This window comes from Curtobacterium sp. PhB128, assembly GCF_004340725.1.
Lineage (GTDB): Bacteria > Actinomycetota > Actinomycetes > Actinomycetales > Microbacteriaceae > Curtobacterium.
Map to the genome: position 1 here is coordinate 1 of NZ_SLUR01000016.1, position 26242 is coordinate 26242.

Consider the following 26242-nt stretch of genomic DNA (forward strand, 5'->3'; position numbering starts at 1 on the left):
CAGCCCAGAACCGTCGCTTGTCCTCACGCGTGTGCCAACGACCCACACCAACACCTCACCACTCAAGGTGTTGCAACCACCCCTTGAACCCAAGCACGGAGATCTGTCGCTTTGCCGGGACCGGACTACTGCTGCGCGCGGTCCGGCGTCTCACCACCCGACGACCCGGACTCCGCCGACACGGACTCCGCCCGGCCCTCGCGCTGCGCACGCTCGAGCTCGTCGGCCTCGTCGCCACCGACGGCCTCACCACGGGCGACCATGCCGGCCGTGTCGGAGAGCGTGATCTGCGGCAGGAACAGGGCGAGCAGGAACGCCACCGCGATGAAGGGCAGCAGGTACCAGAACACGGGCGCCAGCGAGTCGGCGTACGCGTTCACGATGCCGTCCTGCACTGCCTCGGGCAGCTTCGCCACGGTCGCGGGGTCGATGCTGCCTGCCGACGACGCCGCATCGGTCGCCGAGCCGCCGGCACCGGTGAACACGTCGGTGAGCGACGTCGTGAGCCGGGCCGTGAACAGGGCACCGAACACGGCGGTCCCGAGTGAGGCGCCGACCTCGCGGAAGTAGTTGTTCGTCGAGGTCGCGGTGCCCACCTGCTCGGCCGGCACGGCGTTCTGCGCGACCAGGACGACCACCTGCATGATCAGTCCGAGCCCGGCGCCGAAGACGAACAGGTACGCGCAGATCAGCCAGATCGGGGTGGCCGCGGCGAGCTGGGTCATGGCGAGCATCGCGATGGCGACCAGGACCGTGCCGATGATCGGGAACATCCGGTAGCGGCCGGTCTTGGTGATCAGGTTGCCGGACGCGATCGAGGTGCCGATCAGGCCGACCATCATCGGCAGCATCAGCAGACCCGACACCGCGGCCGAGGTGCCTGATGCCATCTGCAGGAACGTCGGGACGAAGCCGATCGCGGCGAACATGCCGATGCCGAGCACCAGGCCGATGCCGGTCGCGAGCAGGAAGGTGCGGTTCTTGAAGAACGACAGCGGCAGGACCGGGTCCTGCGCACGCGACTCGACGAGCACGAGGAGCGCGGCCGAGACGACGAGCCCGGCGAACCACGCCCAGGTCTCGGGGGCGTCCCAGCCGTGGTCCTTGCTGCCGCCGAACTCCGAGAAGAACACCAGGCACGTGGTCGCGGCGGACATGAAGAGCACGCCGAGCACGTCGATGCGCTTCGTCGCCTTCTTGTTCGGCAGGGTCAGCGCGAACCACGCCACGAAGAACGCCGCGATGCCGACCGGGATGTTGATGTAGAACGCCCAGTTCCAGGTGAGGTGGTCGACGAAGAAGCCACCGAGGAGCGGGCCGCCGATCGCGGACAGGCCGAAGATCGCACCGAGCGGGCCGAGGTACTTGCCGCGCTGCGAAGCGGGCACGATGTCGGCGATGATCGCCTGCGACAGGATCATCAGACCGCCGCCGCCGAGCCCCTGCATGGCGCGGAACACGACGAGCTGCGTGAAGTCGCCGGCGAAGGCGCACCCGGCCGACGCGATGGTGAACAGGGCGATCGCGATGAGGAACAGGTTGCGGCGGCCCAGGACGTCACCGAACTTGCCGTAGACGGGCATCACGATGGTCGAGGCGAGCAGGTACCCGGTCGTCAGCCACGCCTGGTGCGCGACGCCGCCGAGTTCGCCGACGATGGTGGGCATCGCCGTCGAGACGATGGTCTGGTCGAGGCTGGAGAGCAGCATCCCTGCGATGAGCGCGGAGAAGATGATCCAGATCCGGCGCTGTGTCAGCAGCAGCGGTCCGTCGGTGCCGGGGCGGGCACGCTTGGTGGTGCCCGGCGCGGTTGCGCTCATGGTGTGGAGTCCTGTCCGGTGGTGATGGCCGCCCTCATCAGGCGGAGGTTCTGGGTGAGCAGCTCGTCGAACGGCGGGCCGGTGGCCTCGTCGAAGGCGTCGTCGAAGTAGGTCTCGGCGGTGACCTTCGCCAGCGCCGCGGCCGCTTCGGTGACCAGGCGCGCCCGGCGGTCGGACGGATCCGACCAGCCGAACCGCTGTCGCAGCGCCGCGGTGATGCGGGCGAGCTGCACGTCGGTCGCCGACAGGAACCGCGCGACGAGTGCCGGCTCCCGCTCGAAGACCCGGCGCACCAGGACCTCGTCCGACCGGTCGATGCCGTAGCGGTGGACCTGGTCGATCGCCAGGGCGACGATCGAGTCGAGTGGACCGAGGCCTGCAGGCACGGCCCCGCCGGCGGCGTAGGCCTCGATCACCTCGACGTCGGCGTGCAGCTCGATGCCGAGCACGGCGTCGTCCTTCGACGCGAAGTGGTTGAAGAACGTGCGCCGTGACACCCCGACGGTCTCGCAGAGCTGCTCGATCGTGAAACCGCTCAACCCGTGCTCGACGGTCGCCCGACGCGCTTCGACGATCATGCGTCGGCGCAGTGCGCGGGTGCGTTCGGTGGTGCTCACCGAGCAAGAATTGCACTATCTCCCTGAGAGTGCAATACGGACGGGAAGCCTCAGAGCGCCTTCTCGAAGCAGAACGACCACGGCATCGTCGCCGCGTACGGCGCGTAGACCGGGATCGGGCTCCACCCGGTCTTCTCGTACAGGGCGACCGCGTCGGGCTGCTTGTCACCGGTCTGCAGGATGAGCCGGGGTGCGCCGAGCTCGCGGCCGATGCGCTCGCACTCGTCGAGCAGTGCGGTGGCGGCGCCCTTGCCGCGAGCCGACGTCAGCACGATCAGTCGCTTCAGCTCGACCTCGTCGCCGAGACGGCGGATCGCGATGTGCCCGACGGCGTCACCGGACTCGTCGAGCGCCAGGACCGAGGCGACGACGGTCGACGGATCGACGGACAGCGCGCGGCTCCGCTCAGCCGTGATCGCCGGGTCCTCGTCGCCGTTCGACGAACCGTAGCGTTCGTGCATCTCGTCGTCCATGCGGGCGCGGAGCGCCACGGATCGGGGGTCGCCCCAGGACACGCGTTCGATCGTGATCACGGTCGACGATCCTGTCACGGATGCCGGCAGCGGTGCACGCTCACGCGCGCCCACCCAGCGCGGCGATCGCGCCGTCCCCGGACCGCAGCGCGGCGAGCACGGCAGCGGCGTCGTCGTGGACCTCGGCGGCGCCGGCGCCGCGGAGTTCGTCGCCGCCGATGCCGCCGGTCATCACCGCGACGCAGGTCACGCCGACGCGTCCGGCCGATTCGACGTCCCACATCGCGTCACCGACCATCACGGCAGCGTCAGCACGCACACCGGCCCGGTCGAGCGCCACCTGGATGATCCCGGGGTCCGGCTTCGCCTGTTCGACGTCCTCGGAGCTCGTCACCGCGGTGAGCCACTCCTCGGCGTCGAGCAGTTCGCGGAGCCGCGTCAGTTCGTGCTCCGGCGCACTCGTCGCCAGGACGACGGCGTGCCCGGCCTCGGCGACCGCGCGGAGCAGGTCGCGAGCACCCGGCAGCAGCCGCAGCTGCGGCATGTGCTCGGCGAAGTAGGCGGTGTGGAACTGCTTGACGGTGTCGCGCGTCTCGTCGGACGCGTCCGGCAGCAGCGTCTCGAGCAGCTTCGCGGAGTCCATGCCGATCGCGCGGTGGATCCGCCAAGCGTCGACGGACTCGCCCGCTGCGCGAGCAGCGCGCCACCAGGCGTCGATGTGGGCGTAGTTCGAGTCGACGAGCGTGCCGTCGATGTCGAAGAGGACTGCGGTCGAGGGAGCGTCGGACATCCCTCCATGCTGCCTGGGAGGCGCGGATCGCCTCCCAGGAGCACGGTCGCGTCCGTCAGACGGTGATCGATCCCCCCGCAGGCAGGATCAGGACCGGCACCGGTCCGAGACCATCGGAGCCGAGGAACCGCGCGGTGGACTGCTGGCCGAGGTCGCTCAGCATCGCCTCGTGGATCTGCACGGCACGCTCCGGCGCCACCGATCGGACGTAGTCGACCGCGGCGGCGGTGCTCGTCCACGGACCGCTGGTCGGCAGGAGCAGCGTCTGCACGGGGACACCCGGCTCGAGGTACGCGTCACCCGGGTGGAAGACGGTGCCGTTCACCAGGTACCCGACGTTCGCGATCGTCGGGATGTCGCGGTGGATGACGGCGTGCTGCTCGCCGAAGGCCTGCACCGAGAACGGGCCGATCTCGAACGCGTCACCGGCGTGCACTGCGGTCACGCGACCGCCGTGGTCGCCGAGCTGTTCCACGACCGCACCGGGCGCCCGCACCACGAGAGCGTCGTTCGCGGCGAGCCCGGCGCGGACGGCCTCGACGTCGAAGTGGTCGGGGTGCTCGTGGGTGATCAGGACGCCGGCGGCTGCGCGGACGAGGTCGGCGGCCTCGGGCGTGAACACACCCGGGTCGATGACGAGGGTGGTGCCGTCCTGCTCGAGGACGACGGTGGCGTGGGTGTACTTCGTCAGCTCCATGACGACAACACTACAACTGTGTTGTACTTCTGGTGGCCGATCCGGGTGAGGGAGCACTCAGTCGGCGCGCCGGGCCAACCGTTCGAAGATGCCGGGCAGACGTTCGAGGGCCGCACGTTCCTCGTCGTCGAGTTCCTCGCGGATCGCCGTCGCCAACCAGTCGGCCCGCGCCGTCATGTCCCGGCGGAGGACCTCGCTGCCGGTGTCGGAGATGCGGATGACCGACACGCGGCGGTCGGTGTCCGACGTCGTCCGCTCGACGTACCCGAGGTCGGCGAGCTCCCCGACCGTGCGCGACTGCCCCTGGTGCTTCACCGCCCGGCGACGTGCCAGCTCGGCGATCGGCATCGGCCCCTCGCGCTCGAGGAACCCGAGGGTCGTCGCGTGGGCGGTCGGCAGCGAGTCCGCCTCCCGCTTCGCAGCGCGCACGACGCGACCGATCGCGTGCCGGAGCTCCACGGCGAGTTCGTCGGTCCGGTCCATGCCCGGAACGCTACCGCGTGGCCGCACAGCGGACCTCCGGTTGGATCGGAGGATGGTCCGCGTCTCCGTCGTCATCCCCGTGCGTGACGACGCTGCGCACCTGCGACGCTGCCTCGACGCCCTCGCGGTGCAGACACTGCTCGCCGACGAGGTCGTCGTGGTCGACAACGGCAGCCGGGACGACAGTGCCGAGGTCGCCCAGGCAGCGGGGGCGATCGTGCTCACCGAACGCATCCGTGGCATCGCCCGGGCCTCGGCGCGCGGCTACGACCGGGCCTCCGGGGACGTCCTCGTCCGACTCGACGCCGACTCCGTCCCGCCGCCGGGGTGGATCGCCGACGCGGTGCGGCTGTTGGCCGATCCGTCGGTGGTCGCGGTGACCGGGCCCGGATGCCCGCACGACGGCGGACCGCTGATCGGCCGACTGTGGGACGCCGTCTACATGCGGCCGTACTTCGCGCTCATGTGGGCCGCGCTCGGCCGCCCACCGCTGTTCGGTTCCGCGATGGCGATGCGGCGGTGGACCTGGGACGCGGTCCGCAGCCGAGCGCACCGCGAGGACCCCGAGGTGCACGACGACGTCGACCTGAGCATGCAGCTCGACCCGGCCTGGCGGGTGGTGGCCGACCCCGTGCTCACGGTGCAGGTGTCCGCGCGACCGTTGTCGGGCCTCCCGTCCGCACTGTTGCGGACTCGACGCGCCTTCCACACGTTCCGCGTGAACGGCCGGCGGGCGAACCCGGTGCGTCGGTGGGCGCGGCGGGTGCGCGCCGGGTTGCGGGTGCGGCGCGGGTGGCGCACGCGCTGACGGGGTCACGGAACGGTGACGCTTGCGGACGCCACCAGCACGTCCGCCTACGTTCGATCGTGCGGGCACGTCCGCACGACGAACGAGGGGGAACGATGCGGCGATCAGCGCGCACGACGACATCCGGGATCACGGCGACGCTGACTGCGGCGCTGGCGATCGGACTCGCCCTGTCGGGCTGCGCCCAGAGCGCACCAGCGGGGCCGGGTACGCCGTCCGCGACGACGGCGGAGAGCACCGGCACACCGAGCGCCAGCCCGAGCAGCACTCCGGAGCCGACATCGACGATCACGCAGGTCCCCGGGGTCGACTACGACGGCGGCACGGTGCCGGCGAGCTGCACCGATCTCATCACCCCCGGCAAGTGGGACGACGCGTTCGCCTCCACTCCGCTGAACGACCCCTCGGTCGTCGGCGACCCGATCGCGATCCCGAAGAGTGCCTTCGCCCCCGTCCTGCAGGCCGACGGCAAGCGTCTGTACTGCGTGTGGCGGGAACCGCAGGCCGACATCTCCTACCTGTCGATCGCGGTCGACGTCGTGGACTCGGCAACCGCGAGCGCAGCGCTGCAGAAGCTGCCGGACGACGGCTACGACTGCGGCAACGAGGCGGAGGGCTACCAGTGCCAGAAGGTGTCGAAGAACGAGCAGTACCCCGTCACCGACGGGGACACCTACTTCACGCGTGGTGACATCGGCATCCACATCCAGCAGTCGAACATCGAGACCTCGGGTCTCCTCGACGACGTCATGGACCACGTCTTCACGGCGTAGATCGAGCGGGCCAGCGGGTCAGCGCGTCGGTCTCGACCGCACGTGCGCCCGCTCCCCCTGAGGCCCGTACAGGCACAGCACCTCGGTCACCGAATCGGTGACGTTGCCCGTCCAGTGCGGGGTGTGGGTGTCGAACTCGGCGACCTCCCCCGGCCCGAGGTCGAGGTCGTGTTCGCCGAGCACCAGGCGCAGGCGGCCGGACAGCACGTAGAGCCACTCGTACCCCTCGTGCGTCTTGAGCGACGGTTCACCGCCCGGTGTGTTCGGCGGGAACAGCTGCTTGAACGACCGCACGCCGCCGGTTCGCTTCGTCAGCGGCACGACGACCCGGCCGCCGTGCACCTCGGGTTTCATGTGCACCCGGGGGTCGCCGGTCTGGGGCGCTCCGACCAGGTCGTCGAGCGGCACCTGGTACGCCCGCGCCAGTGGGAGCAGCAGCTCGAGCGTCGGTTTGCGCTGTCCCGACTCGAGCCGCGAGAGCGTGCTCACCGACACCCCGGTCTCCTCCGACAGGGCGGCGAGCGTGACGTCCCGGTGGGCACGGAGCGCGCGCAACCGGGGACCCACGCCGTCGACGACCTGGGCGGTCGTGCGGGGGGCGACTGGTTCCTGCGGGCCGTGGGACATGCTGCCCAGGTTGCCACATCAGCAAGGTTCCTTGCTGTCCGCGACCCATCGGCCGCATGCTCCTTGCATGCGTGATCACTACGACGTCATCGTCATCGGCGGAGCAGCCGCCGGCCTCTCCGCCGCCCTCGTCCTCGGGCGCTCCCGCCGCTCCGTCCTCGTCGTCGACGCGGGCGAGCCCCGCAACGCGCCGTCGGCCGGCGCCCACAATTACCTCGGGCGCGAGGGCATCGCCCCCGCCGAGCTGTCCGCGATCGGTCGCGACGAGGTCGCCGCCTACGGAGTCGAGGTGACGGCCGGGAGGATCGTGGCCGCGTCCGCCACGACGGGCGACGGTACCGACCCGGTCGGCTTCTCGGTCACGCTGGACTCCGGTACGGTCGTCACCGCCCGCAGGCTCGTCGTCGCCTCCGGCGCCGTGGACGTCCTGCCGCAGGTACCGGGCCTGGCCGAGCAGTGGGGGCGCGGGGTCGTGCACTGCCCGTTCTGCCACGGGTGGGAGATCCGCGACCGGCGCATCGGCGTGCTCGTGACGACACCGAACGGCGTGCACCACGCGCTGATGTTCCGGGCGTTGAGCGAGCACGTGACGGCGTTCGTCACCGATCCGGCACTCGTCGATGACACCGCCCTGGCCGGTTTGCGGGCCCGCGGGATCGAGGTCGTGGACGACACGGTCACGCAGGTCCGCTCGTCGGAGGGCACGCTGACCGGGGTCACGCTCGGCTCCGGCGAGGTCGTCGAACTCGACGCCCTCGCCGCGGCGAGCTCCGCTGAAGCGCGCGTGGACTTCCTGTCCGGGCTCGGCCTGGTCGCCACCGACCAGTTCATGGGTGACTTCCGGTACGCGAGTGCGCTGACGGTGGACCCGGCCGGGCAGACCTCGGTGCGCGGTGTGTACGCGGCCGGCAACGTGGCCGCTCCGATGGCGACGGTCATCGCGTCCGCTGCCGCCGGGGTCCAGGCGGGAGCGGCCGCCCACGGCGACCTGGTGCAGGCCGACCTCGCGGCGGCGCTGGCCGCGGTGGCGGGCTCCGGGCGAGTCTCGGCCTGAGCGACAGTCCTCGCGCTCGGAGCCGCGAGGAGTGTCGTCCACCCCGAGACTCGGGGCAGCCGGCCCGAGACTCGGGGCAGCCGTCAGTCGACGCGGTAGCCCGCCTGCGCCGCCAGCAGCGGGGCGAGCGTGTACAGCTGGTCGGCGCCGATCGTCGCACCGCGGAACCCCTCGAGGCGCTCGACCCGGTCGAGGTCCGCACCCCGCAGGTCCACGTGGTCGATCCGGGTGTTGGAGCCCTCGGCGTCGCGGATGCTGCTGCCCTCGAACGACACCCGGAGCAGCTTCGCGTCCGCGATGTCGAGCTCGTCGATGACGCAGTCGCGGAACACCACGTCGGTGAGCGTCGATCCGCGCAAGTTCACGAACCCGAACTTCATCCCGACGAACTCGACGCCGTTCAACCCGGAGTCGTACAGCTCACCCGAGCCGATGCGACCGCCGGACACCCGGACCTCGCGCCACGAACTGCTCGATGCCCGCAGCACCGGGGCGTCGAGCGTGTCGATGATCGAGTCGTGCACCCGCAGACCACGGAAGTCGGCGCCGTCGCCCCGGAGCGTGTCGATGACGCACTCCTCGATCTCGAGATCGGGCAGCCGCTCACCGGCCAGGTCGAGCACGCCGATGCGCTTCCCCTCGATGCGGTCGCCGGTCAGGACGTCGCCGGGTCCGGGGACCCAGTCCTGCAGGTCGACGGGCTCGGTCAGGGTGATGCGCGGGGCTTCGGTGCCGGAGGAACGTGCCATGGACTCAGTCTGGCGCGTGCCGGTGACGCTCCAGCACGCTGTCGAGCCGGTAGTCCTTCGCCGGGCCCCGGGCTTCCCAGCGCACGGTCCACCGCTGCTCGTCGCCGTCCAGTGCCCCGGTGTAGTCGTCCGGTGCACAGGCGTGGGCGACGCTCGCTCCCCACACCCAGTCGTGGAACACCCGGCCGTCAGCGAAGTGCACGGTCCACGCGTGGTCATCGTCGCGCCGGACGGTCAGCGTCCGGGACACCGGGGTGGTCCGGCCGTCGAAGGTCATCACGCCCGCTTCGTCCCAGCGCACCTCGTCCGCGCCGACCGCGGTCAGCGTCGTGGTGCCGGTGACGACGCCCTGCACGCCGGCACGCCGGTCGTCCAGGGTCCGGCGGAGCACCCACTCCCCCAGCAGGTCCGTCGGCAGCAGCACCGCCCCAGGCTAACCGCGCAGGGCCTCGGCTCGCGCCGCCCGGTGCTCCTCGTCGGAGATCACACCGCGAGCGTGCAGGTCGTCGAGTTCCGCCAACCGCTGCTCGCGGAGCGTCCGGGGCGCACCGTTCGAGCGACGGCTCCGGACGACCGCGATCCACACGGTGACGACGACGGCTACCACGATGAGCCCCATCGCCACGCTCCACACGATGTCGTACAGCGGCGGGATGAGCGGGTTGTGCAGCTCCTCGGAGGCGATCATCCGCGCAGGGCCTCGGCTCGCGCCGCCCGGTGCTCCTCGTCGGAGATCACACCGCGAGCGTGCAGGTCGTCGAGTTCCGCCAACCGCTGTTCGAGCGGCTTCTCGGGCGCGAGCGTCCGGCTCTGCATCGCCTGGTACGCGATGTCCTCCTGCATGGTGAGCGGGTTCTGACCGCGGTCGGCCATCCGCTTGCCTCGGTAGAGCGTCAGGACGACGATCGTCAGGGTGGTGAGGATCGTCAGGGCTGCGACGACCCCGAACGCGATGCCGAACCAACCGCCGAACAGGTCGGGCATCCCCGAGCCGCCCGGTCCCTCGAGTTCACCGAACGCCGACCAACTGAGCACCATCGCGCTCCCCCTTCTCACAACGACGAGCGAAGCGTAGCGCGACCCGAGCGCCCGTTCCTTCCCAGAACACCCGCGATGGGAAGCGGAATCGGGCGTACCTGGTCGAAACTTCCGACCAGGTACGCCCGAAAGCACCCGCAACGCCCCTGCAGCCCCCGGCAGCCCCCGCCCAGCCCAGCCCAGCCCCAGCCCAGCTACCCCCGCAGCGGATCCGACGCGGCCACGTGCGCACCGTCCGCGAACCCGGCCACGAGCGCACGCAACGCGTCTTCGGAGGTGTGCCGGGCCTCCCATCCGAGCACCGACCGGGCACGGTCGGTCCGCATGATCGGCACGCCGGCCGCGATGTCGATCCACCCGGCGTCCGTCGGCTGCAACCGCAGCCGCCACGTCAGCGTCACGATCCCGCGCAGCAGTCCCAGGGGGATCCGGACGGCGCCGAGCATGCCGAAAGCGCGAGCCAGCCGCGGCGGGTTGAGCACCGGCGACGCGGCGATGTTGAACGCTCCACCGGCCCGCTGGTCGACCGTCCGCCAGTAGGCGTCCGCGACGTCGTCGGCGTGCACCGCCTGGAACACGAACGGGTACGGCAGGGGCAGCACGAGCCACCGGATCCAGCGCACGATCGACATCGGCACGAGGTGTCCGAGGAACAGCCCACGGATCTCGGCGGCGGCGTCCCGCTGGAAGATCAGCCCCGGGCGCAGCCGCGTGACGACCACGGACGGATGGTCTGCCTCGAACGCGTCCATCGCCGCTTCGTTCTCGGCCTTGTGGATCGAGTACGTCGCGGTGGGGATGCCGTCGGTCGGCCAGCTCTCGTCGACCGGGGCCCGCTTGCCCGCGGCGTCGACGCCTCGGTAGGTCCCGACCGACGACGCGACGACGACCTGTGGCACCCCTGCTCGCGCCACGGCCGACAGCACGTTCGCGGTGCCGGTGACGTTCGTCCGGTACTGCAGCGGGATGTCGTGCGTCGGCTGCAGCGCCCAGGCCAGGTGGATCACCGCGTCGGCTCCGGTGAAGACCGCGGTGAGCTGGCCGACCGCGTCGGACGCGCCGATGTCGACGGCGTGCCAGACCGCGGAACCGTACGGCTCCGCGTGCACGTCCGGCAGCCGCCGCGCGACCCCGACGATCTCGACGCTGCCGCCGCGCCCGTCGCCGTCGGAGGCACCGGGCGAAGCCCCGTCCGCCCGCGCGGCGACCCGCGCCTGCGCGAGCCGACGGAGCACCGCCGTCCCGACGTTGCCGGTCCCGCCGACGACGACGATCCGCATCAGGCGGCAGCCAGTGCGGGGTCGAGCACGACCTTGACGCAGCCGTCCTGCTTCTTCTGGAACACCTCGTACATGTGCGGGGCGTCCTCGAGCGACACCCGGTGCGTGGTCAGGTCGAGCGTGCCGAGCGGGTCCGACGGGTCCTGCACGAGCGGCATGATGTCGTCGATCCAGTGCTTCACGTTGCACTGGCCCTCGCGGATGGTGATCTGCTTGTCGAAGAGCGTCATCATCGGCATCGGGTCGGCCATGCCGCCGTAGACGCCGCTCAGGGACACGGTGCCGCCGCGACGGACCAGGTCGATCGCGGCGTGCACGGCTGCGAGCCGGTCGATGCCGGCGACCTCGATCGCCTTCTGCGCCAGGGCGTCGGGGAGCAGCCCGGCCGCACGCTGCGCGAAGCCGGCGACGGGGTTGCCGTGCGCCTCCATGCCGACGGCGTCGACGACACCGTCCGGGCCGCGGCCGTCGGTCAGGTCGACGAGCTCCGGCACGGTGTCCTTGGTCAGGTCGAACACCTCGGCGCCGTGCTTCGCCCCCAGGTCGCGGCGGACCTGTTCGGGGTCGACGGCGAGCACGCGGTAGCCCAGGTGCTTGCCGATGCGGGCGGCGAACTGGCCGACGGGGCCGAGTCCGAGCACGGCGAGTGTGCCGCCCTCGGGCACGTTCGCGTACTGCACGGCCTGCCACGCGGTGGGCAGGATGTCGCTGAGGAACAGCCAGCGGTCGTCGGGCGTGCCGTCGTCCGGGATGACGATGGGGCCGTAGTCCGCGTGCGGGACCCGGAGGTACTCGGCCTGGCCGCCGGGGACCTGGCCGTACATCTTCGTGTAGCCGAAGAGCGCCGCTCCCGAGCCGTACTCGGTGACCTGGGTGGTCTCGCACTGCGACTGCAGGCCGTTCTTGCACATCCAGCAGTGGCCGCACGAGATGTTGAAGGGGACGACGACGCGGTCGCCGACCTTGAGGTTCGTGACGGCGCTGCCGACCTCCTCCACGATGCCCATGGGCTCGTGGCCGAGGACGTCGCCCTTGTCGATGTACGGGCCGAGGACCCGGTACAGGTGCAGGTCGGAGCCGCAGATCGCCGTGGACGTGATCCGCACGATCGCGTCGGTCGGTTCCTGGATGGTCGGGTCGGGGACGGTCTCGACGGACACCTTCTCGGTGCCCTGCCAGGTCAGTGCGCGCACGTCGCGTTCCTCTCGTGGTCGCTTCGGGCCGGCCGGGAGGCGCGGCTCGCTTCTCCCTCCTCGGTACGCGCCCGCCCCGTGGTGCGTTCACAGCCCCGCCTGGGTTCGGGGCTCCGTCGCCCGGTCAGACGACCGGATCCTCGAGCACCGTGGCGAGCACGCGCTCGTGCTCCGCGCGGTCGCCAGGGCCGGCACTGCCCGCGAGCATGATGAGCGCCTTCCACAGCGCCCAGCCACGCGCCCGGGCCCACGCAGCGGCGTCGAGCCCCACGGCCTCGTGGAACACCGGGCGCGCCGCCGGCTCGAGGAACGTCCACGCGAGCACGAGGTCGCAGGCCGGGTCGCCGACCCCGCACGTGCCGAAGTCGATCAGGGCGGCGAGGCGTCCCGCGTCGTCCACGAGCAGGTTGCCCGGCGCCACGTCCCCGTGGAACCAGACCCCCGGACGGTCCCAGGTCGAGGCGACCGCGTCGTCCCAGATGCGTTCGCACGCGGCACGGTCGACCTGCGCGCCCAGGGTGTCGAGCGCCGCGACGACCTCGGCTCCGTACACCGAGGGGTGCTCGCCACGGTGGAACGAGTGCACGCCGGCGGTCGGGCCCCCGGTGGCGGGGAGGCTCCGGAGCTGCCGGAGCACCGCGCCGACGTCGGCGGCGAAGCGCTCGTGGTCGAGGTCGACCGCACGCGCGGCCACCGTCCCGTCGAGCCACCGCCTGACCGACCACGGGAACGGGTACCCCTCGCCCGGTTCGCCGAGGCCGACCGGCTCGGGGACCGCGACGTCCAACCGGCGTGCCAGGTACGGCAGGACGTCCTGCTCCTTCTCGACCCCGGGCACGTAGCCGGCGGAACTCGGCAGCCGGACGGACAGCGCGTCGCCGAGTCGGTACGTGCGGTTGTCCCAGCCCTGGTGGTCGACCTCGCGCACGGGCAGGCCGTTCCACTCGGGGAACTGCGTCGCGACGAGTCGTTCCACGAGTGCGGCGTCGATCCGGGGCACTTCGGTGTGCATGGCCCCAGGGTAGGCCGATACCGCCGACCGGACCACGGGGGTCGGGCCGGCCGCCTGCCCTGGTGACCGGCGGGGCGGGCCGGCACCGGGCCTCCTGGCCGGGTCGTCAGGCGGGTTCTGCCAGGGCGAGCAGCGCGTCACGGGTGACCGTCAGCTCGCGTGCGTCCAGGTACGGCGGCATGGCGACAGCTGCTGCGAGGCCCTCGGCCGCGTGCCGGACGACCAACGTGCGGTCCTCGGGCAGGCCGTCGCGCGCGAACACCGCGCGCCAGTCCTCGGCGTCCGCGGCGACGACCGCCTCGACGCCCGGCACCGCCATCAGACCGGTCCAGTGCGCCGTCGGCGAGAAGACCTCCATGGCGCGTTGGCTGCCGCCGCACAGGGTCCGCACGTAGGCGCGGAGGACCTTGCCGGGGCGGTTCTCGGCCAGGTCGACGTGCCGCAGCACCTCGTCCTTGAACGTCGCGAGACCGTGCGTGGCGACGGCGAGGAGCAGCTCGTCCTTCGACGGGAAGTGGTGGAGCAGGCCGCTCTTGGAGACGCCGGCGTCCGCCGCGATCTCGGCGACACTCACCCGGGTGCCGCGCTCGGCGAGCAGCCGCTCGGCAGCCTCGAGGACCGCCTGGCGGGTGCGCTCACGATCGCGGGTGCCGTCAGTGCTCATGACGACCTTCAACGCTCATGACGACCTTCAGTGCTCATGCGGTCCATCCTGCCGGTTCGGGATCACCCGGAGTGCGACCGCGGCGGCGACGGCGAGCGCCACGGCCGCGCAGATCGAGGCGAGCTGCATGCCGCCGGTGAAGGCGTGCCGCGCGTGCTCGAGGATCGGGTCACCGTCCTGCAGGACCTGGGACGCCGACGCCAGGGACTCACGGATCCGGTCGCCGACACCGCCGCTGACCGCGCCGCTCGTGACGTCGAGGTTCGACCGGTAGAACGCGGTCTGCAACGAACCGAGCACCGCGATGCCGAGCGCGACACCCAGTTCGTACCCGGTCTCGGAGATGGCCGAGGCCGCACCAGCACGCTCCCGAGGTGCCGCGGCGACCACTGCGTCGGTGGCCAGGGTCATCGAGACTCCGACGCCCAGGCCGACCACGGCGAGCGCGATCGCGATGCCCCAGTACGTCGGCAGCCCCTCGGCGAATGCGAGGCCGGCCATGCCCACAGCGGCGACCGCCAGGCCGAGACCGATCGACCGGCCGGGTCCGACCCGCCGGGACAGCAGCCCGATGATCGCGATCACCGCGATCGAGGCCAGGGTCGCCGGCAGCTCGGCCGCTCCGGCGAGCAGCGGCGTGAACCCGCGGACCAGCTGCAGGTACTGCGAGAAGAAGAACAGCAGTCCGCTCAGCGCGAAGACCGACAGCGAGTTCGCGACGACGGCGCCCGAGAACGCCGGGATCCGGAACAGCTGCAGGTCGATGAGCGGTGTCGTGAGGCGCTTCTGGCGGCGGACGAACCACCAGCCGGCGCCGATGCCGAGGAGTGCCGTCAGGGGCACCGTCCAGTCGAACCCGTGCCCGGCGACGTGCTTCACGGCGTACACGAGCGGCACGATCGCCAGCACCGAGAGGACGGCGGAGAGCAGGTCGATCGGGGTGCGCGAGCCGCCCTTCGACTCGGGCAGGAGGATGGCTCCGGCGATGACGATCACGACGATGACGGGGATGTTGATGAGGAAGACCGAGCCCCACCAGAAGTGCTCGAGCAGCGCACCGCCGACGAGCGGTCCGGCGGCGGCACCGCCCGTCGCACCCGCCGACCACACGGCGATCGCGGTGGTGCGCTGCCGGGCGTCGCGGAAGATCGTGCGCACCAGCGACAGGGTCGACGGCATCAGGGTCGCTCCGGCGATGCCGAGCAGTGCCCGCGCGGCGATGAGGAGCTCGGGCGTCTGCGCGAACGCTGCGGCGGCCGAGGCCAGGCCGAACGCGACCGCGCCGATGAGCAGCAGGCGCTTCCGGCCGATCCGGTCGGCGACGTTGCCCATCGTGACGAGCAGCCCCGCGAGCGCGAACGAGTACACGTCGCCGATCCAGAGCACCTGCGTCGCGGTCGGGTCGAGGTCCGCGGTCAGCGACGGGACGGCGAGGGCCAGCACGGTGCCGTCGATCGCGAGCAGCACCACGGCCAGGGTGAGGACGCCGAGGGACGCCCATTCACGGACGGAGGCGCGGTGGATCGGGGCGGTGCTGGTGCTCGGGGTGGTTTCGGTCACCCGGAGACCCTAACCGACCATATGGTCGGTAGAGCCGACTGCACAGTTGGTTGTCAGCGTCGTTCGTCCTCAACCCCGCAGGCGGTCGCGATCCGCCGGCGGCAGGTGCTCGGTCGCCGTGTGGCGCGCCGCAGGCGCCAGGAACCGTCCGCTCTTCTCGAGGAACGCCACGAGCGCCGGCTCCGACGCGCGCTTGCCCGTCTCGCGCAGGACCCACCCCAGCGCCGACTGCACGGTGTCGCTCCGCTCCCGCACCAGGCGTCCCGCGATCCCGAGTGGCACCTCGGCGTCGCCCTGCTTCGCGAAGGCCAGCGTCGCCACGACCGCGATCCGGCGCACCATCGCCACGTCGGACTTCACGAGCGCGAACAGCGGCCCCGTCGAGCCACCCACGAGCGGCGCACCGACGAGCTCCTCGGCTGCCAGGTCGACCAGCGCCGGGTCGTCGAACCGCTCGGCCTTCGCTGCCGACAGGTACTCGTCGGTCAGCTCCGGATCGGGGTGCTCGCGCATCGCCTGCACCAGCAGCAGCACGGCGATGAGCTTCGCGCCGTCGTCGTCGCTCCACAGCAGCGCCGAGCGCTCGCCGTCGTCGAGGCCCTCGAACCGACGTGCGACCCGGCGCGCTGCCGCGACGTCCCCGCTGGTGCGCGCGAAGGCGACGAGCACGGCCTCCGCGTCAGCCCCGCTCCCAGCCCCGGTCCCGCCGCGCGATGTCATCCGGTCAAGGGTATCCGCGCCGCCCCGCCCGCACTTCGTGAGCAGCAATGGTCGGGTGCCCGAAGGCGACCCGACCATTCCTGCTCACGAAGCGGCACACCGTTGGCCCATCAATTCGAGAATCGCTGCGCAGCCTCTCGGATTGCCTCGGCGTGGAGGTAGATGTCGTCGAGGTTCTCGATCGGGTGCTTCGTCTCGACCTTGGCCTCGTCGAAGAGCCCGAGGTACTTCTGCTTCTTGCCGTTGAACCACAGGCGGGCGATCGGCTTGCGGTTGTTGTCGTCGAGCAGCACCGCGAAGTACGACTTCTGGTCACGGTGCGCGATGCGATCCGGCTTGACCTCACTGCAGGCGATGGCCTTGACGATCTGGTAACCCTCGAGTTCTTCGAGCGTCGTCTCGATCTCGGTGTCGCGGTCGAGGTCATCCTCCGCCACAGCCGCGCTGGTGACCGTCTCCGCCGGCGCCTCTGCGCCGATGGGCGCGCTGTACGAGGCGCCGAGGGCCGTCTTCAAGCGGTCGTTGACCTGCTCGTTGAGGAACTGCTTCGAGGCCTTCGCTACGAGCGCCGTGAACTGCGTCCGCGCCTCCTGCGTGAAACGCCCGTCGTAGACACGTGACGTGAAGAGACGCACGAAGTCTTCTTCCGGCTCGCGGAACTGCGCGGCGATCGCCCGCTTGATCGAGCCGACGTACTTGAGTTCCTCCGCAGCGCTGATGACGGAGTCCAGGTCGAAGACGTCCTTCGTGAGCTTGCTCAGCTCGGGAAGGAGGGTCTCGTCGATGTCGGCGAGGTCCAACACCAGGAACGGGCGATCGTCCATCTTGTTGGGCGCATCGAGGTCCGTGTAGAAGTTGTAGACCTCGCCGTTCGTCAGGACCGCGATCCGGGCGTTCGTGACGGAGAAGTAGCGGAACAGTTGCGAAGCGTGCTCGATCTTCAGTGGCTCGGTCGACTTCTTGCACTCGATGAGGATCTGCACCTCGCCGTCGCGCATGATCGCGTAGTCGACCTTCTCGCCGCGCTTCACCCCGACGTCAGCCGTGAACTCGGGCACGACCTCCAGCGGATTGAAGACGTCGTACCCGAGGATCGTCGAGATGAACGGCATGACGAACGCGTTCTTCGTCGCCTCTTCGGTCTGGATGGCCTCGCGCTGGTTCTGCACCTTGGTCGCCAGCGCAGCGAGGCGTTCTTCGAACTCCATTGTTTCTCCCCTGTGATCGATCCAACGCTAGTTGACGACCTGTCATCAATCGATGGTTCACTCACCCCACTTCGTGGGTGATGAGCGCCGCACCGTATGCGAAACATCAGCATTGCACACGACTGGGCGCGCTACGCTAGGACCGCACCCCGGATGTCTCGACTACCGGGCGCGAGGCCCCACTTCGGTGGGGCCTCTGTACTTCCCCCGCGGATCGCTGGCGGTCAGGAGGCCGCGAGCGCCACGGGTTCCCCTTCGCGCACGAGCTGGTGCACCCGTTGGTACGAGACCCCCAGCACGACCGCGATGTCGCGCAGCGTCATGCCGTCGTCCTTGAGTGAGATCGCGATGGCCCGCCGAAGCGACAGCGCCCTCGCTTCCTTGACCTCGGCCTCGGCGCGGAGTGCGACAGCTTCGTCGAGCGACCGGGCGAGCGCCGGTTCGAGTTCCACTCGGATGACGACCACGACCTCGTCTTGGTCGACCTCGGCGACGAACGCGATGGCCTCACGCTGGGCATCAGCGGCGAGGTCGAGCCGGCGGACCTGTGAGATCGCGCCGGGGAACTGATCGTTCTGCACGATCCACCAGTTGCCCTCACGATGTGCACGTGACGTGTAGGTCATCGCCACCACCCCTTTCCGAGCTCCTGCTCGTACTGCTTGAAGAACGCACGAGCCGTGCCGTCTGCGATCTCGGAGTGCCGACCGATCGTGCTCCGAGTACTGCCGACGACGACACCGGTGTGGTTCGTCAACTCGACCTCGCGGTACTCGAGGCCCGCAGCACGTGCCGCGATCTTGATTCGCTTCAGCACCGCCTGTCGTTTCACAGTCTATGTCTAGAGCGCTTGACCGTTCAAGTCAAGCGCTATAGACGAAGCGGCATGAGTCGGGATGAGAAGGTGCCGGGCGCCCGCGCCTCCACCGGCCCCGGATCAGCGGAAGTGCATGTTCTTCAACGGGTCGACGAGCGTGCCGTTCCGCCGCGTCTCGACGTGCACGTGCGGGCCGGTCGACTGCCCGGTGTTGCCGGACTTCGCGATCTCGGTACCGAGCTTCACGATCTGGCCCTTCTTCACCTCGATCTTGCTGAGGTGGGCGGTGAGCACCGCGGTCATGCCGTAGGTCACGACGATGTAGTTGCCGTACGAGGCGTCGTTCGCCACCGTCTTGGTCACCTCGCCGGTGCCGGAGCCGTACACCGGGGTACCGACGGGCACGGGCGCGTCGGTGCCCTGGTGGTAGCGCGGGACGTGTCCGGCGCCACGGTCGTCGCCGTACTTGCCGGTGATCTTCGTCCCGTTGACGGGCCAGGCCAGTCCGGTGACGGGTCGGCTCGACCAGACGCGGGTGTCCTTGGCCCCGTAGAGCACGACGTTGCCGTCGACCTGCACGAGCAGGTTGCCGGAGCCGGCCGTGCCGGTGCGCGAGGTCCAGAGCGCGACCTTCTTGCGCGATGCGTCACGGGTCCAGATGACGAAGTTGCCCTTGGACTGCAGTTCGGCCCAGGCGCCGGGGTGCCCGCCGGTCCGCGACTGCCAGACGACTCGGCCGCTGACCTTCTGCACCAGGTTGCCGTCGGTGCGCATGTTGAGGATGCGTGTGTTCGTGGTGTCGGAGCGCAGCACGGTGCCGCCGAGGAGCGTGTTCCCCGAGGCGACCCGGTCCTGGTAGGTGGTCCAGTTCACGACGACGGACTTGCCGGCGAGCAGCGCCATGGTGCCGTCGGCGCGGATCTTCAGCGCCGTCGAGTTCACGGTGCCGGCCGAGGCCCAGCGGGCCAGACGCTTGCCGTTCTTGGTGATGTCGAGGGCACGGTTCTTGCCGACGACCGCGATCGCACCGGGGGAACCGGCGGTGTTCGAGGCCCACAGCACGCGGTTCCCGATGCCGTACTCGACCAGGTTGCCGTCGCCCTGCATGATGAGCTTGAACTGGCCGTTCGGCGACGTCACCTGGTCGCCGGGGTTGATCTTGGTGCCGGCGGGTGCCGATCCGACCCACACCGCCGATGCCGCGGCGGGTTCAGCGGTCGCGACGAGGGCACCGGCGGCCAGGGCCAGCACCGTGAGCGCGCCGGCGAAGCGTGGGAGTCGGCGCGCACGTGCGACGGTCGACGGAGTGGTGGTCATGGATCCCCTGACTCGGAACCGACCACGCCCCTGCGCAGTCGTTCGGCGCTCGCCCTGTACGAGTCACCGAACGATGTTCGCTTTTCTGCGCGGGGCGCACAACCCCTTGACAGGGGGGTGCGGCTACGGCTGCTGGAAGAACTCCTTCGGTGTCGCCAGCAGTGCTTCGAGCTTGTGGAACGACTGCGTCCAGCCGGCGATGTTCATGTCGCGCATGAACTCGGGGAAGGGTCCCTGCGTCAGGGTGACGATCGTGCCGTCGCCGTCCTCGGCGAACTCCAGCGTCAGGGACAGCGCGGTGCCGTCCTCGACCCCGGGGATGCCGTGCGCCGTCGAGGTGCCGACGATGATCCGGTTCTCCTCGATCTGCTCGAGGGTCGAGGTGACGGGCGACGACCACTCGGCGTTGTCGTTGCTGACCATCGTGAGGTTCCAGGCACCACCGACCCGTGCGTCGACCTCGACGGTGGCGACGGGGACGTGGAAGCCGAGGGGGCCGAACCAGAGCGCGAGCAGCGCCGGGTCGACGAACGCTCGGTAGACGTCGGCGACGGGGTGGGCGAAGCGGTGGGTGGCGTGGGCGGTGAACTGTTCGGTCATGACTGCTCCTGCGGATCGACGGTGAAGGCGGAACTGGCGGAACTGGCGGGTGGGGCGGTGGACGGGCTGCCCACCGGGGCGGGCGTGCGCTGGGCGGCGAGCAGGGCCTCCAGGCGGTCGAACCGGCGGTCCCAGTCGGGACGCAACCGGCCCAGCCAGGCGCCGAGCTCGTCGACGGCCTCGGGCCGAAGACGGCACGTGCGCCACGTGCCGTGCCGCTCGCGCGTGATGAGGCCGGCGCGTTCGAGCACGCCGAGGTGCCGCGAGATCGCCGGGGCGCTGACGTCGAACGGCTCCGACAACTCGGAGACGGTCGCCTCACCCTTGCCGAGCCGTTCGACGATGCGCCGTCGGATCGGGTCGGCGAGCGCCGACAGGACGACGTCGGTGTGGTCGGGTTCCATCGTCGCCTCTCGGTGAACCAGACGGTTAATTAACCGTTTCGTTCAGTATGCGCTCGTGCTCGCGGGAGCGCAAGCCTCACCGGAACCGGGACGGCGGGGCCCCGAACGCCTTCGAGAAGGCGGCGGTGAACGCCGCGGGGGTCGCGTAGCCGAGTCGGCCCGCCACCTCCGTCACGGTGCCGCGTCGCAGGGCCGGGAGGCTCGCCAACAGTCGCGCACGCACCCGCCAGCTCGCGGGGCCCACTCCCGTGGCCGCACGGAAGTGGCGGTCGAGGGTGCGTTCCGAGACGGCTGCCGCACGCGCCCAGTCGGCGTTCGTCACGTGGACGTCGGGCTCGGCCAGGTACGCCCGACACAGGTCGCGCAGGACACCCCGTGGCGGCAGCGAGACGCTCAGCGGGATCGGTGCGACGCGCTGCAGCTCGTGCAGGGCGAGCCGGACGAGGGTGCTGTCCCGGCCGCCGTCGTCGTACGGCACGTCGAGCGCGTTGGCGGCGCGCAGCACCTCGCGCAGCAGGGGCCCGACCTCGACGACGGTGCACCGTGTCGGCCACCAGGGCACGGCGTCCGGCTCGACGTACAGGCTCCAGGTGCTGACGTCGAGCATCCGGACCTCGTGGGGCACCCCGGGCGGGATGAGCACGGCCCGGTCGGTCGGCACGGTCCACGAGCCGTCGTCGGTCTCGACGAGCATGACGCCGCTCGCTCCGTAGAGCAGCTGCGCCCGTCGGTGCTCGTGCCGGGCGAGCAGGTGGTCCGGCGGGTAGTCGGTGCCGATCGGCAGGACGTCGAACGGCTGGTGGTCGAACTCCGAGACCGGGACGTTGCGCACACGTCGAGGCTAGGTCTCGAAGGGACCTGCCGCACACCCGATCGTCCGCCGTGGTGATCCCGGCTGGGATGGAGGCATGTCGTTCGTCGTGCTCGTGGTCATCGGGGCCCTGGTCGGGGTCACCACCGTCCTGTTCGGGTTCGGCGGTGGGTTCGTCACCGTGCCGATCATCACCGTCGCCGACGCAGCCCTCGGTGGCGACGCCGTCCGGGTGGCCACGGCGACCTCGGCCCTCGTGATGCTCGTGAACGCCGCCGTGGCCACCGTCTCAGCCCGGCGCGGCGCACTCGCACCACTCCGGGGCCGTTCGCCGCTGTTCGTCCTGCTCGGGGTCGGCGGCGCGGTCGGGGTGCTCGCCGCACGAGGGGCCCCGGACGCGCTCCTGCGCTGGGGCTTCGTCGCCTACCTCGGGGTCACGGTCGCCGACCTGCTGCTGCGCCCGGGCTTCCTGCGCAGCTCGGCGACGGACCGCGCGGTCGCGACCCGCGGCGGTGGACGCGACCACGGACCGACCCGCACCGGCGTGCCGACTGCCACGGGCCTCCCGATCGGTGCGGTCGCGGCGTTCCTCGGCGTCGGCGGCAGCGTGGTGACGGTCCCGATGCTGCGCCGGTCCGGTGCCACCATGACCGCGGCGACAACGCTGGCGAACCCCCTCACGCTGGCGATCACGCTGCCCGCAGCCGCGGTGACCATGCTGCTGCCGGCGGTCGTCCCGCACGCCGCCGGACTCGTCGGCGCCGTCGACGTCCGGGCTGCCGTGGCCCTGCTGGTCGGCGCGATGCCGGTCATCGTGCTGCTCCGACGTCGCCCGCCGCACCTGCCCGAGGTCGTGCACGCCTGGGGGTACGTCGCGCTGCTCGTCGCAGCGGGGATCGTCGTGGCCCTGGGCTGAGCGGCGAGCCCCGGGGACAGGATGGGTGCATGCCGACGCCGAACCCCGCCTTCGTCCCACCCGCCACGCAGACCTCGCGCCCGGACCTGCAGGGCACGTTCGGCATGGCGGCCGCGACGCACTGGATCGCGACCGCCACCGCGCAGTCGGTGCTCGAACGCGGCGGCAACGCCTTCGACGCAGCCGTCGCGGGCGCGTTCGTCCTGCACGTGGTCGAACCGCACCTGAACGGCCCGGGCGGCGACCTGACGGCGGTGTTCGCGACGGCATCGGACCCGACCCCGGTCGTGCTCGTCGGCCAGGGGCCGGCACCGGCCGGTGCGACACCCGAGCACTACCGCGCCGAGGGCCTCGACCTCGTCCCCGGCTCCGGCGCACTCGCCGCCACCGTCCCGGGTGCCGTCGACGCGTGGCTACTGCTGCTCCGCGACCACGGCACGTGGGAGCTCGCCGACGTCCTCGCGCCGGCGATCGGCTACGCCCGTGACGGCCACCCGGTCGCAGCCGGGGTGGTCCGGACGATCACCGCCGTGCAGGGACTGTTCCGTGACCACTGGCCCACGTCCGCCACGCAGTGGCTGCCGGGAGGCACGGTGCCGGTCCCCGGGGACCTGGTGCGCAACGAGACGCTGGCCGCAGTGCTCGACCGGCTCGTCGACGCCGGTGACGGCTCCGACAGTCGGACCGCGCGCATCGACGCCGCGCGGAGCGAGTGGGCCGGGGGCTTCGTCGCCGAGGCCATCGACCGCTTCGTGCGGGAGCCGCACCGACACGCGTCGGGCAGCGACCACGCCGGGGTCATCCGGGCGTCGGACCTGGCGGCGTTCCGGGCGTCGTACGAGCCCGCGGCGACGGCGGAGTTCCGCGGCTGCACGATCGCGAAGACCGGGCCGTGGGGCCAGGGTCCGGCGCTCCTGCAGACCCTGCGGTTGCTCGAACCGCTCGACGACGCACTGCTCGACCCGTCGGCGTCAGTCGGCGCACACACCATCGTCGAGGCGCAGAAGCTCGCCATGGCCGACCGCGAGGCGTTCTACGGCGACGGCGACGTCCCGCTCGACGTGCTGCTCTCCGACGCGTACACCGACGAGCGGCGCGCGCTGATCGGCGAGCGGGCCTCGGCCGAGCTGCGACCGGGCACGATCGCGGGCGTCGAGCGGACGATGCCGCCGGCCCGGACGGCGTACTCCGCCGGCGACGGCGCTGGTCTCGGTGAACCCACGGTGCAGGTCGCGCGGGACGCCGAGCGCGCGCCGGTCGCTCCCGTCGCGCCGGTCGAGGACCGCGGCGAGCCGTTCGTGGCCCCGGACGGCGAGACCCGGGGCGACACCTGCCACATCGACGTGGTGGACCGCTGGGGCAACATCGTCAGCGCGACACCGTCCGGCGGCTGGCTGCAGTCGTCGCCGACGATCCCGGAGCTCGGGTTCTGCCTGGGCACCCGGCTGCAGATGACCTGGCTCGAACCGGGCACGGCGTCGACGCTCCGCCCCGGCGAGCGCCCCCGCACGACCCTGACACCGACCCTGGTGCTGCGTGACGGCGTCCCCGTGGCCGCGGTCGGTTCGCCCGGCGGTGACCAGCAGGACCAGTGGCAGCTGCTGTTCCTGCTCCGGTGGATCGTCGGCGGGTACACCCCGCAGCAGGCGATCGACGCCCCGGCGCTGCACACGACGTCGTTCCCGGGGTCGTTCTGGCCGCGCACGTGGGAGCCGGCGGGGCTCGTGGTCGAGGACCGCCTCGGCGACGACGTCATCGCGGAACTCGAGGCACGTGGTCACGTCGTCCACCGCGCCGGCGACTGGTCGCTCGGACGGTTGTCCTGCGTGACGCGGGACCCGGCGACGGGCGTACTCGGCGCCGCGGCGAACCCACGCGGTGCCCAGGGCTACGCCGCCGGCCGCTGACCCGGGGTCGTTACTTCCCAGAACACCCGCGCTGGAAAGCGGAATCGGGCGTACCTGGTCAGAACTTCCGACCAGGTACGCCCGATTCGACCAGCTACGCCGCGAGGCGCCCCGCGTCAGAGCGTCGGGACGACGACCGCTCGACCCGACAGCTCGCCGGCCTCGAGCTTCCGGTAGGCCTCGAGCGCGTCCGACAGTGCGTAGCGCTCGACGTCGGGGACGATCTGCCCGGCGCGGTACATCGCGACGACCTCGTGCAGGTCCTCGATCGTGCCCCAGTAGGTGTTCGTGATCGTCGACTCGTACGGCGTCGCGAAGAAGTTCCACTCGGTGGTACCGCCGGCGATCCCGACGACGGTGAACCGGCCACCGACCGCCATCGAGGCCTGCGCGACCTTGATGGTGGGCGTCGCTCCGACGAAGTCGAACGCAGCGTCGACCCCGCGGCCGCCGGTGATCTCGCGGATCGCAGCGGCCTGGTCCGGCCCGCCGGGGACGGTGATCGCGCCCCGGGCGGCGGCGCGGTCCATGGCGTCCTGCTTCATGTCCGTGGCGATGACCGTGGCGCCGGTGAGCGCGGTGAGGATCTGCACGGCGATCTGCCCGAGGCCGCCGAGCCCGACGACGAGCGCGTACTTGCCCCCGCCTGCCAGGTTCGGCAGCGCGTTCTTGATCGCGTGGTACGGCGTGAGCGCGGCGTCACTGAGCGGTGCGGCAGCGATCGGGTCGGCGTCGCCGAGCGGCACGAGGTTGCGAGCAGGGACGCTGACGTACTCCGCCATGCCGCCGTCGCGCCCGAGACCGATACCCATGTAGGGGTTCGTCGCGGCGTTCTCGCAGTAGGTGTCCTGCCCCTTCGAGCAGTACGAGCAGTGCCCGCAGCCGACCGGCCCGTAGACCAGGTAGGCGTCGCCCTCGGTGAACCCGGTCACGCCGTCGCCGACGGACTCGACCCAGCCGGAGTTCTCGTGCCCGAGGACGAACGGGGGTCGCTGCGACCCCGGAGCACCGGCGGCGAACTCGCGGTACACCGCGACGTCCGAGTGGCACGCGCCGGCACCTGCGACCTTGAGGAGCACCTCCCCCGGACCCGGGGTGGGCTTCGGGACCTCCGTCAGGGACGGGAAGGTCTGGTACTGCTCGAACACGACGGCGCGCATGATGGGTCTCCTTTGAACACCATCACGCTACACCTGTTGTTGTGGGCAACACCTGTCGCTCAGAACGGCGAAGCCTGCGTCTTCGCCGTGAGCCGGTTGCGAGAACGTGCGTTCTCCGCTTGACTCGGCTGCGACGGTCCCGCTCGGGTCCGATCCCCCACACGAAAGGAGCGGCCATGCCCACGCGCACCGCACGCACCGCCTGGAACGGCGGCCTCAACGACGGTTCCGGCCAGGTCGAACTCTCCAGCTCGAAGGTCGGCACCTACGACGTCTCGTTCCCGAAGCGCGCCGCTGACGAGGCCGGTGGCAGCACCAGCCCCGAGGAGCTCATCGCCGCCGCACACTCGGCCTGCTACGCCATGCAGTTCTCCGCCGTCCTCGGCGAGGCCGGCGGCACGGTCGAGGCCCTCGACGTCAAGGCCGACGTCTCGCTCGGCCCGGACTCGGCTGGCGGCTTCAAGCTCACCGGCATCGCCCTGACCGTGCACGGTGAGGTCACCGGCATCGACGAGGCGACCTTCCTGAAGGCCGCCGAGGACGCCAAGGCGACCTGCCCGGTCAGCAAGGCGCTCACCGGCGTCGAGATCACGCTCGACGCGACGTTCGAGCAGTAGTCGGGTCGCGTCCGAGACGCGACCGACCACCTGACGGGAGGCCCGGTGCCAGCTGTGAACTGGTCCCGGTTTGTTGGACCGTGAAGTCAGATTAGGCCGCGAGGGCGTGAGCTCGGTATTGAACCGG

General features: G+C 71.1%; 31 protein-coding genes. 6 read left to right on the forward strand and 25 right to left on the reverse strand.

Annotated features, from left to right (window positions below; translation table 11 throughout):
- Positions 1–125: 125 nt before the first annotated feature.
- The 6 genes from EDF23_RS18585 to EDF23_RS18610 are packed head-to-tail and all read right to left on the reverse strand — an operon-like array spanning position 126 to position 4880.
- Positions 126–1820: an MDR family MFS transporter gene (locus EDF23_RS18585; protein ID WP_131922749.1), complete on the reverse strand. Its 1695-nt coding sequence runs from the start codon at positions 1818–1820 to the stop codon at positions 126–128.
- Positions 1817–2437 (reverse strand): TetR/AcrR family transcriptional regulator, encoded by a 621-nt coding sequence (locus EDF23_RS18590; protein WP_243648990.1) that lies wholly within the window; start codon positions 2435–2437, stop codon positions 1817–1819. Before EDF23_RS18590 ends, EDF23_RS18585 begins: the two co-directional genes overlap by 4 nt.
- 50 nt (positions 2438–2487) lie before the next feature.
- Positions 2488–2970 (reverse strand): GNAT family N-acetyltransferase, encoded by a 483-nt coding sequence (locus tag EDF23_RS18595; RefSeq protein ID WP_235035794.1) that lies wholly within the window; start codon positions 2968–2970, stop codon positions 2488–2490.
- Between the two features lie 40 nt (positions 2971–3010).
- Positions 3011–3700, reverse strand: coding sequence for an HAD family hydrolase (locus EDF23_RS18600; RefSeq protein ID WP_131881863.1), 690 nt, complete (start codon positions 3698–3700; stop codon positions 3011–3013).
- Positions 3701–3755: 55 nt separating this feature from the next.
- The gene (locus EDF23_RS18605) at positions 3756–4397 is read right to left on the reverse strand and encodes an MBL fold metallo-hydrolase (protein WP_131922750.1); all 642 of its coding nucleotides are present in this window, start codon (positions 4395–4397) and stop codon (positions 3756–3758) included.
- A gap of 57 nt (positions 4398–4454) precedes the next feature.
- On the reverse strand, positions 4455–4880 hold the full coding sequence (locus tag EDF23_RS18610) for a MarR family transcriptional regulator (RefSeq protein WP_123339094.1): 426 nt from the start codon (positions 4878–4880) through the stop codon (positions 4455–4457).
- A gap of 52 nt (positions 4881–4932) precedes the next feature.
- Between EDF23_RS18610 and EDF23_RS18615 the strand changes: the two genes are divergently transcribed.
- Both EDF23_RS18615 and EDF23_RS18620 read left to right on the forward strand, forming a co-directional pair.
- Positions 4933–5688 carry a glycosyltransferase family 2 protein gene (locus EDF23_RS18615; protein WP_123937314.1) on the forward strand — a complete coding sequence of 252 codons (756 nt, stop codon included), beginning with the start codon at positions 4933–4935 and terminating at the stop codon, positions 5686–5688.
- Between the two features lie 95 nt (positions 5689–5783).
- Positions 5784–6461 carry a hypothetical protein gene (locus tag EDF23_RS18620; protein WP_131922751.1) on the forward strand — a complete coding sequence of 226 codons (678 nt, stop codon included), beginning with the start codon at positions 5784–5786 and terminating at the stop codon, positions 6459–6461.
- An 18-nt stretch (positions 6462–6479) separates the two neighbouring features.
- On the opposite strand, the gene EDF23_RS18625 is transcribed toward EDF23_RS18620, so the two are convergent.
- Positions 6480–7088, reverse strand: a complete 609-nt coding sequence (locus tag EDF23_RS18625; RefSeq protein WP_131922752.1) for a helix-turn-helix transcriptional regulator — start codon at positions 7086–7088, stop codon at positions 6480–6482.
- A 67-nt stretch (positions 7089–7155) separates the two neighbouring features.
- On the opposite strand from EDF23_RS18625, the gene EDF23_RS18630 reads away from it, so the two are divergent.
- Positions 7156–8142 carry an NAD(P)/FAD-dependent oxidoreductase gene (locus EDF23_RS18630; RefSeq protein WP_131922753.1) on the forward strand — a complete coding sequence of 329 codons (987 nt, stop codon included), beginning with the start codon at positions 7156–7158 and terminating at the stop codon, positions 8140–8142.
- An 83-nt stretch (positions 8143–8225) separates the two neighbouring features.
- Here the strand turns inward: EDF23_RS18630 and EDF23_RS18635 are convergent, their stop codons facing one another.
- The 17 genes from EDF23_RS18635 to EDF23_RS18710 all read right to left on the reverse strand — a co-directional run bounded on the left by EDF23_RS18635 (position 8226) and on the right by EDF23_RS18710 (position 21536).
- Positions 8226–8891, reverse strand: coding sequence for a pentapeptide repeat-containing protein (locus tag EDF23_RS18635; protein ID WP_123937311.1), 666 nt, complete (start codon positions 8889–8891; stop codon positions 8226–8228).
- 4 nt (positions 8892–8895) lie between these two features.
- Positions 8896–9315 carry a DUF6314 family protein gene (locus EDF23_RS19410; protein ID WP_165901212.1) on the reverse strand — a complete coding sequence of 140 codons (420 nt, stop codon included), beginning with the start codon at positions 9313–9315 and terminating at the stop codon, positions 8896–8898.
- A 9-nt stretch (positions 9316–9324) separates the two neighbouring features.
- The gene (gene ccmI, locus EDF23_RS18640) at positions 9325–9579 is read right to left on the reverse strand and encodes a c-type cytochrome biogenesis protein CcmI (RefSeq protein WP_123294874.1); all 255 of its coding nucleotides are present in this window, start codon (positions 9577–9579) and stop codon (positions 9325–9327) included.
- Positions 9576–9929, reverse strand: coding sequence for an SHOCT domain-containing protein (locus tag EDF23_RS19415; RefSeq protein ID WP_123294873.1), 354 nt, complete (start codon positions 9927–9929; stop codon positions 9576–9578). The genes ccmI and EDF23_RS19415 overlap by 4 nt, the downstream gene beginning before the upstream one ends.
- Before the next feature lie 194 nt (positions 9930–10123).
- Positions 10124–11209 carry an NAD-dependent epimerase/dehydratase family protein gene (locus EDF23_RS18650; protein WP_131922755.1) on the reverse strand — a complete coding sequence of 362 codons (1086 nt, stop codon included), beginning with the start codon at positions 11207–11209 and terminating at the stop codon, positions 10124–10126.
- Positions 11209–12402, reverse strand: a complete 1194-nt coding sequence (locus EDF23_RS18655) for a zinc-dependent alcohol dehydrogenase (protein ID WP_111085852.1) — start codon at positions 12400–12402, stop codon at positions 11209–11211. The genes EDF23_RS18650 and EDF23_RS18655 overlap by 1 nt, the downstream gene beginning before the upstream one ends.
- Before the next feature lie 124 nt (positions 12403–12526).
- Positions 12527–13414, reverse strand: a complete 888-nt coding sequence (locus EDF23_RS18660) for an aminoglycoside phosphotransferase family protein (RefSeq protein ID WP_131922756.1) — start codon at positions 13412–13414, stop codon at positions 12527–12529.
- 106 nt (positions 13415–13520) lie between these two features.
- The gene (locus tag EDF23_RS18665; protein WP_131922757.1) at positions 13521–14078 is read right to left on the reverse strand and encodes a TetR/AcrR family transcriptional regulator; all 558 of its coding nucleotides are present in this window, start codon (positions 14076–14078) and stop codon (positions 13521–13523) included.
- Between the two features lie 27 nt (positions 14079–14105).
- Entirely contained in the window at positions 14106–15638 is a 1533-nt protein-coding gene (locus EDF23_RS18670) for an MFS transporter (RefSeq protein ID WP_243648991.1), read from the reverse strand.
- Between the two features lie 69 nt (positions 15639–15707).
- Positions 15708–16358, reverse strand: a complete 651-nt coding sequence (locus EDF23_RS18675; RefSeq protein WP_165901213.1) for a DNA alkylation repair protein — start codon at positions 16356–16358, stop codon at positions 15708–15710.
- A 110-nt stretch (positions 16359–16468) separates the two neighbouring features.
- A complete protein-coding gene (locus EDF23_RS18680) occupies positions 16469–17566 on the reverse strand; it encodes a type I restriction endonuclease (protein ID WP_131922759.1) in 1098 nt (365 codons plus the stop codon).
- A 224-nt stretch (positions 17567–17790) separates the two neighbouring features.
- Positions 17791–18192 carry a helix-turn-helix domain-containing protein gene (locus EDF23_RS18685; RefSeq protein WP_131922760.1) on the reverse strand — a complete coding sequence of 134 codons (402 nt, stop codon included), beginning with the start codon at positions 18190–18192 and terminating at the stop codon, positions 17791–17793.
- Positions 18189–18383, reverse strand: a complete 195-nt coding sequence (locus EDF23_RS18690; RefSeq protein WP_131922761.1) for a ribonuclease PH — start codon at positions 18381–18383, stop codon at positions 18189–18191. The genes EDF23_RS18685 and EDF23_RS18690 overlap by 4 nt, the downstream gene beginning before the upstream one ends.
- Before the next feature lie 120 nt (positions 18384–18503).
- Positions 18504–19700, reverse strand: a complete 1197-nt coding sequence (locus EDF23_RS19770; RefSeq protein ID WP_131922762.1) for a peptidoglycan DD-metalloendopeptidase family protein — start codon at positions 19698–19700, stop codon at positions 18504–18506.
- A 123-nt stretch (positions 19701–19823) separates the two neighbouring features.
- Positions 19824–20300 (reverse strand): SRPBCC domain-containing protein, encoded by a 477-nt coding sequence (locus EDF23_RS18700; protein ID WP_111085859.1) that lies wholly within the window; start codon positions 20298–20300, stop codon positions 19824–19826.
- Positions 20297–20704, reverse strand: coding sequence for a metalloregulator ArsR/SmtB family transcription factor (locus tag EDF23_RS18705; protein ID WP_131922763.1), 408 nt, complete (start codon positions 20702–20704; stop codon positions 20297–20299). The genes EDF23_RS18700 and EDF23_RS18705 overlap by 4 nt, the downstream gene beginning before the upstream one ends.
- 76 nt (positions 20705–20780) lie before the next feature.
- The gene (locus EDF23_RS18710; RefSeq protein WP_131922764.1) at positions 20781–21536 is read right to left on the reverse strand and encodes a helix-turn-helix transcriptional regulator; all 756 of its coding nucleotides are present in this window, start codon (positions 21534–21536) and stop codon (positions 20781–20783) included.
- A 76-nt stretch (positions 21537–21612) separates the two neighbouring features.
- Between EDF23_RS18710 and EDF23_RS18715 the strand changes: the two genes are divergently transcribed.
- Complete coding sequence (locus tag EDF23_RS18715; RefSeq protein WP_131922765.1) at positions 21613–22431, forward strand: sulfite exporter TauE/SafE family protein; 819 nt, start codon at positions 21613–21615, stop codon at positions 22429–22431.
- 104 nt (positions 22432–22535) lie between these two features.
- Positions 22536–24338 (forward strand): gamma-glutamyltransferase, encoded by a 1803-nt coding sequence (locus tag EDF23_RS18720; RefSeq protein WP_207895559.1) that lies wholly within the window; start codon positions 22536–22538, stop codon positions 24336–24338.
- Between the two features lie 116 nt (positions 24339–24454).
- On the opposite strand, the gene EDF23_RS18725 is transcribed toward EDF23_RS18720, so the two are convergent.
- Positions 24455–25498, reverse strand: coding sequence for an NAD(P)-dependent alcohol dehydrogenase (locus EDF23_RS18725; protein WP_131922767.1), 1044 nt, complete (start codon positions 25496–25498; stop codon positions 24455–24457).
- 176 nt (positions 25499–25674) lie between these two features.
- On the opposite strand from EDF23_RS18725, the gene EDF23_RS18730 reads away from it, so the two are divergent.
- Positions 25675–26115 (forward strand): OsmC family protein, encoded by a 441-nt coding sequence (locus tag EDF23_RS18730; protein WP_123339114.1) that lies wholly within the window; start codon positions 25675–25677, stop codon positions 26113–26115.
- Positions 26116–26242: the final 127 nt, after the last annotated feature.

Bases quoted from the DNA above. Each gene is read 5' to 3' on its own strand.
- EDF23_RS18585 (WP_131922749.1), bottom strand. From the start codon at position 1,820: ATGAGCGCAACCGCGCCGGGCACCACCAAGCGTGCCCGCCCCGGCACC.
- EDF23_RS18600 (WP_131881863.1), bottom strand. From the start codon at position 3,700: ATGTCCGACGCTCCCTCGACCGCAGTCCTCTTCGACATCGACGGCACG.
- EDF23_RS18605 (WP_131922750.1), bottom strand. From the start codon at position 4,397: ATGGAGCTGACGAAGTACACCCACGCCACCGTCGTCCTCGAGCAGGAC.
- EDF23_RS18610 (WP_123339094.1), bottom strand. From the start codon at position 4,880: ATGGACCGGACCGACGAACTCGCCGTGGAGCTCCGGCACGCGATCGGT.
- EDF23_RS18615 (WP_123937314.1), top strand. From the start codon at position 4,933: ATGGTCCGCGTCTCCGTCGTCATCCCCGTGCGTGACGACGCTGCGCAC.
- EDF23_RS18620 (WP_131922751.1), top strand. From the start codon at position 5,784: ATGCGGCGATCAGCGCGCACGACGACATCCGGGATCACGGCGACGCTG.
- EDF23_RS18625 (WP_131922752.1), bottom strand. From the start codon at position 7,088: ATGTCCCACGGCCCGCAGGAACCAGTCGCCCCCCGCACGACCGCCCAG.
- EDF23_RS18630 (WP_131922753.1), top strand. From the start codon at position 7,156: ATGCGTGATCACTACGACGTCATCGTCATCGGCGGAGCAGCCGCCGGC.
- EDF23_RS18635 (WP_123937311.1), bottom strand. From the start codon at position 8,891: ATGGCACGTTCCTCCGGCACCGAAGCCCCGCGCATCACCCTGACCGAG.
- ccmI (WP_123294874.1), bottom strand. From the start codon at position 9,579: ATGATCGCCTCCGAGGAGCTGCACAACCCGCTCATCCCGCCGCTGTAC.
- EDF23_RS19415 (WP_123294873.1), bottom strand. From the start codon at position 9,929: ATGGTGCTCAGTTGGTCGGCGTTCGGTGAACTCGAGGGACCGGGCGGC.
- EDF23_RS18650 (WP_131922755.1), bottom strand. From the start codon at position 11,209: ATGCGGATCGTCGTCGTCGGCGGGACCGGCAACGTCGGGACGGCGGTG.
- EDF23_RS18660 (WP_131922756.1), bottom strand. From the start codon at position 13,414: ATGCACACCGAAGTGCCCCGGATCGACGCCGCACTCGTGGAACGACTC.
- EDF23_RS18665 (WP_131922757.1), bottom strand. From the start codon at position 14,078: ATGAGCACTGACGGCACCCGCGATCGTGAGCGCACCCGCCAGGCGGTC.
- EDF23_RS18675 (WP_165901213.1), bottom strand. From the start codon at position 16,358: ATGACATCGCGCGGCGGGACCGGGGCTGGGAGCGGGGCTGACGCGGAG.
- EDF23_RS18680 (WP_131922759.1), bottom strand. From the start codon at position 17,566: ATGGAGTTCGAAGAACGCCTCGCTGCGCTGGCGACCAAGGTGCAGAAC.
- EDF23_RS18685 (WP_131922760.1), bottom strand. From the start codon at position 18,192: ATGACCTACACGTCACGTGCACATCGTGAGGGCAACTGGTGGATCGTG.
- EDF23_RS19770 (WP_131922762.1), bottom strand. From the start codon at position 19,700: ATGACCACCACTCCGTCGACCGTCGCACGTGCGCGCCGACTCCCACGC.
- EDF23_RS18700 (WP_111085859.1), bottom strand. From the start codon at position 20,300: ATGACCGAACAGTTCACCGCCCACGCCACCCACCGCTTCGCCCACCCC.
- EDF23_RS18705 (WP_131922763.1), bottom strand. From the start codon at position 20,704: ATGGAACCCGACCACACCGACGTCGTCCTGTCGGCGCTCGCCGACCCG.
- EDF23_RS18715 (WP_131922765.1), top strand. From the start codon at position 21,613: ATGTCGTTCGTCGTGCTCGTGGTCATCGGGGCCCTGGTCGGGGTCACC.
- EDF23_RS18720 (WP_207895559.1), top strand. From the start codon at position 22,536: ATGGCGGCCGCGACGCACTGGATCGCGACCGCCACCGCGCAGTCGGTG.
- EDF23_RS18725 (WP_131922767.1), bottom strand. From the start codon at position 25,498: ATGCGCGCCGTCGTGTTCGAGCAGTACCAGACCTTCCCGTCCCTGACG.
- EDF23_RS18730 (WP_123339114.1), top strand. From the start codon at position 25,675: ATGCCCACGCGCACCGCACGCACCGCCTGGAACGGCGGCCTCAACGAC.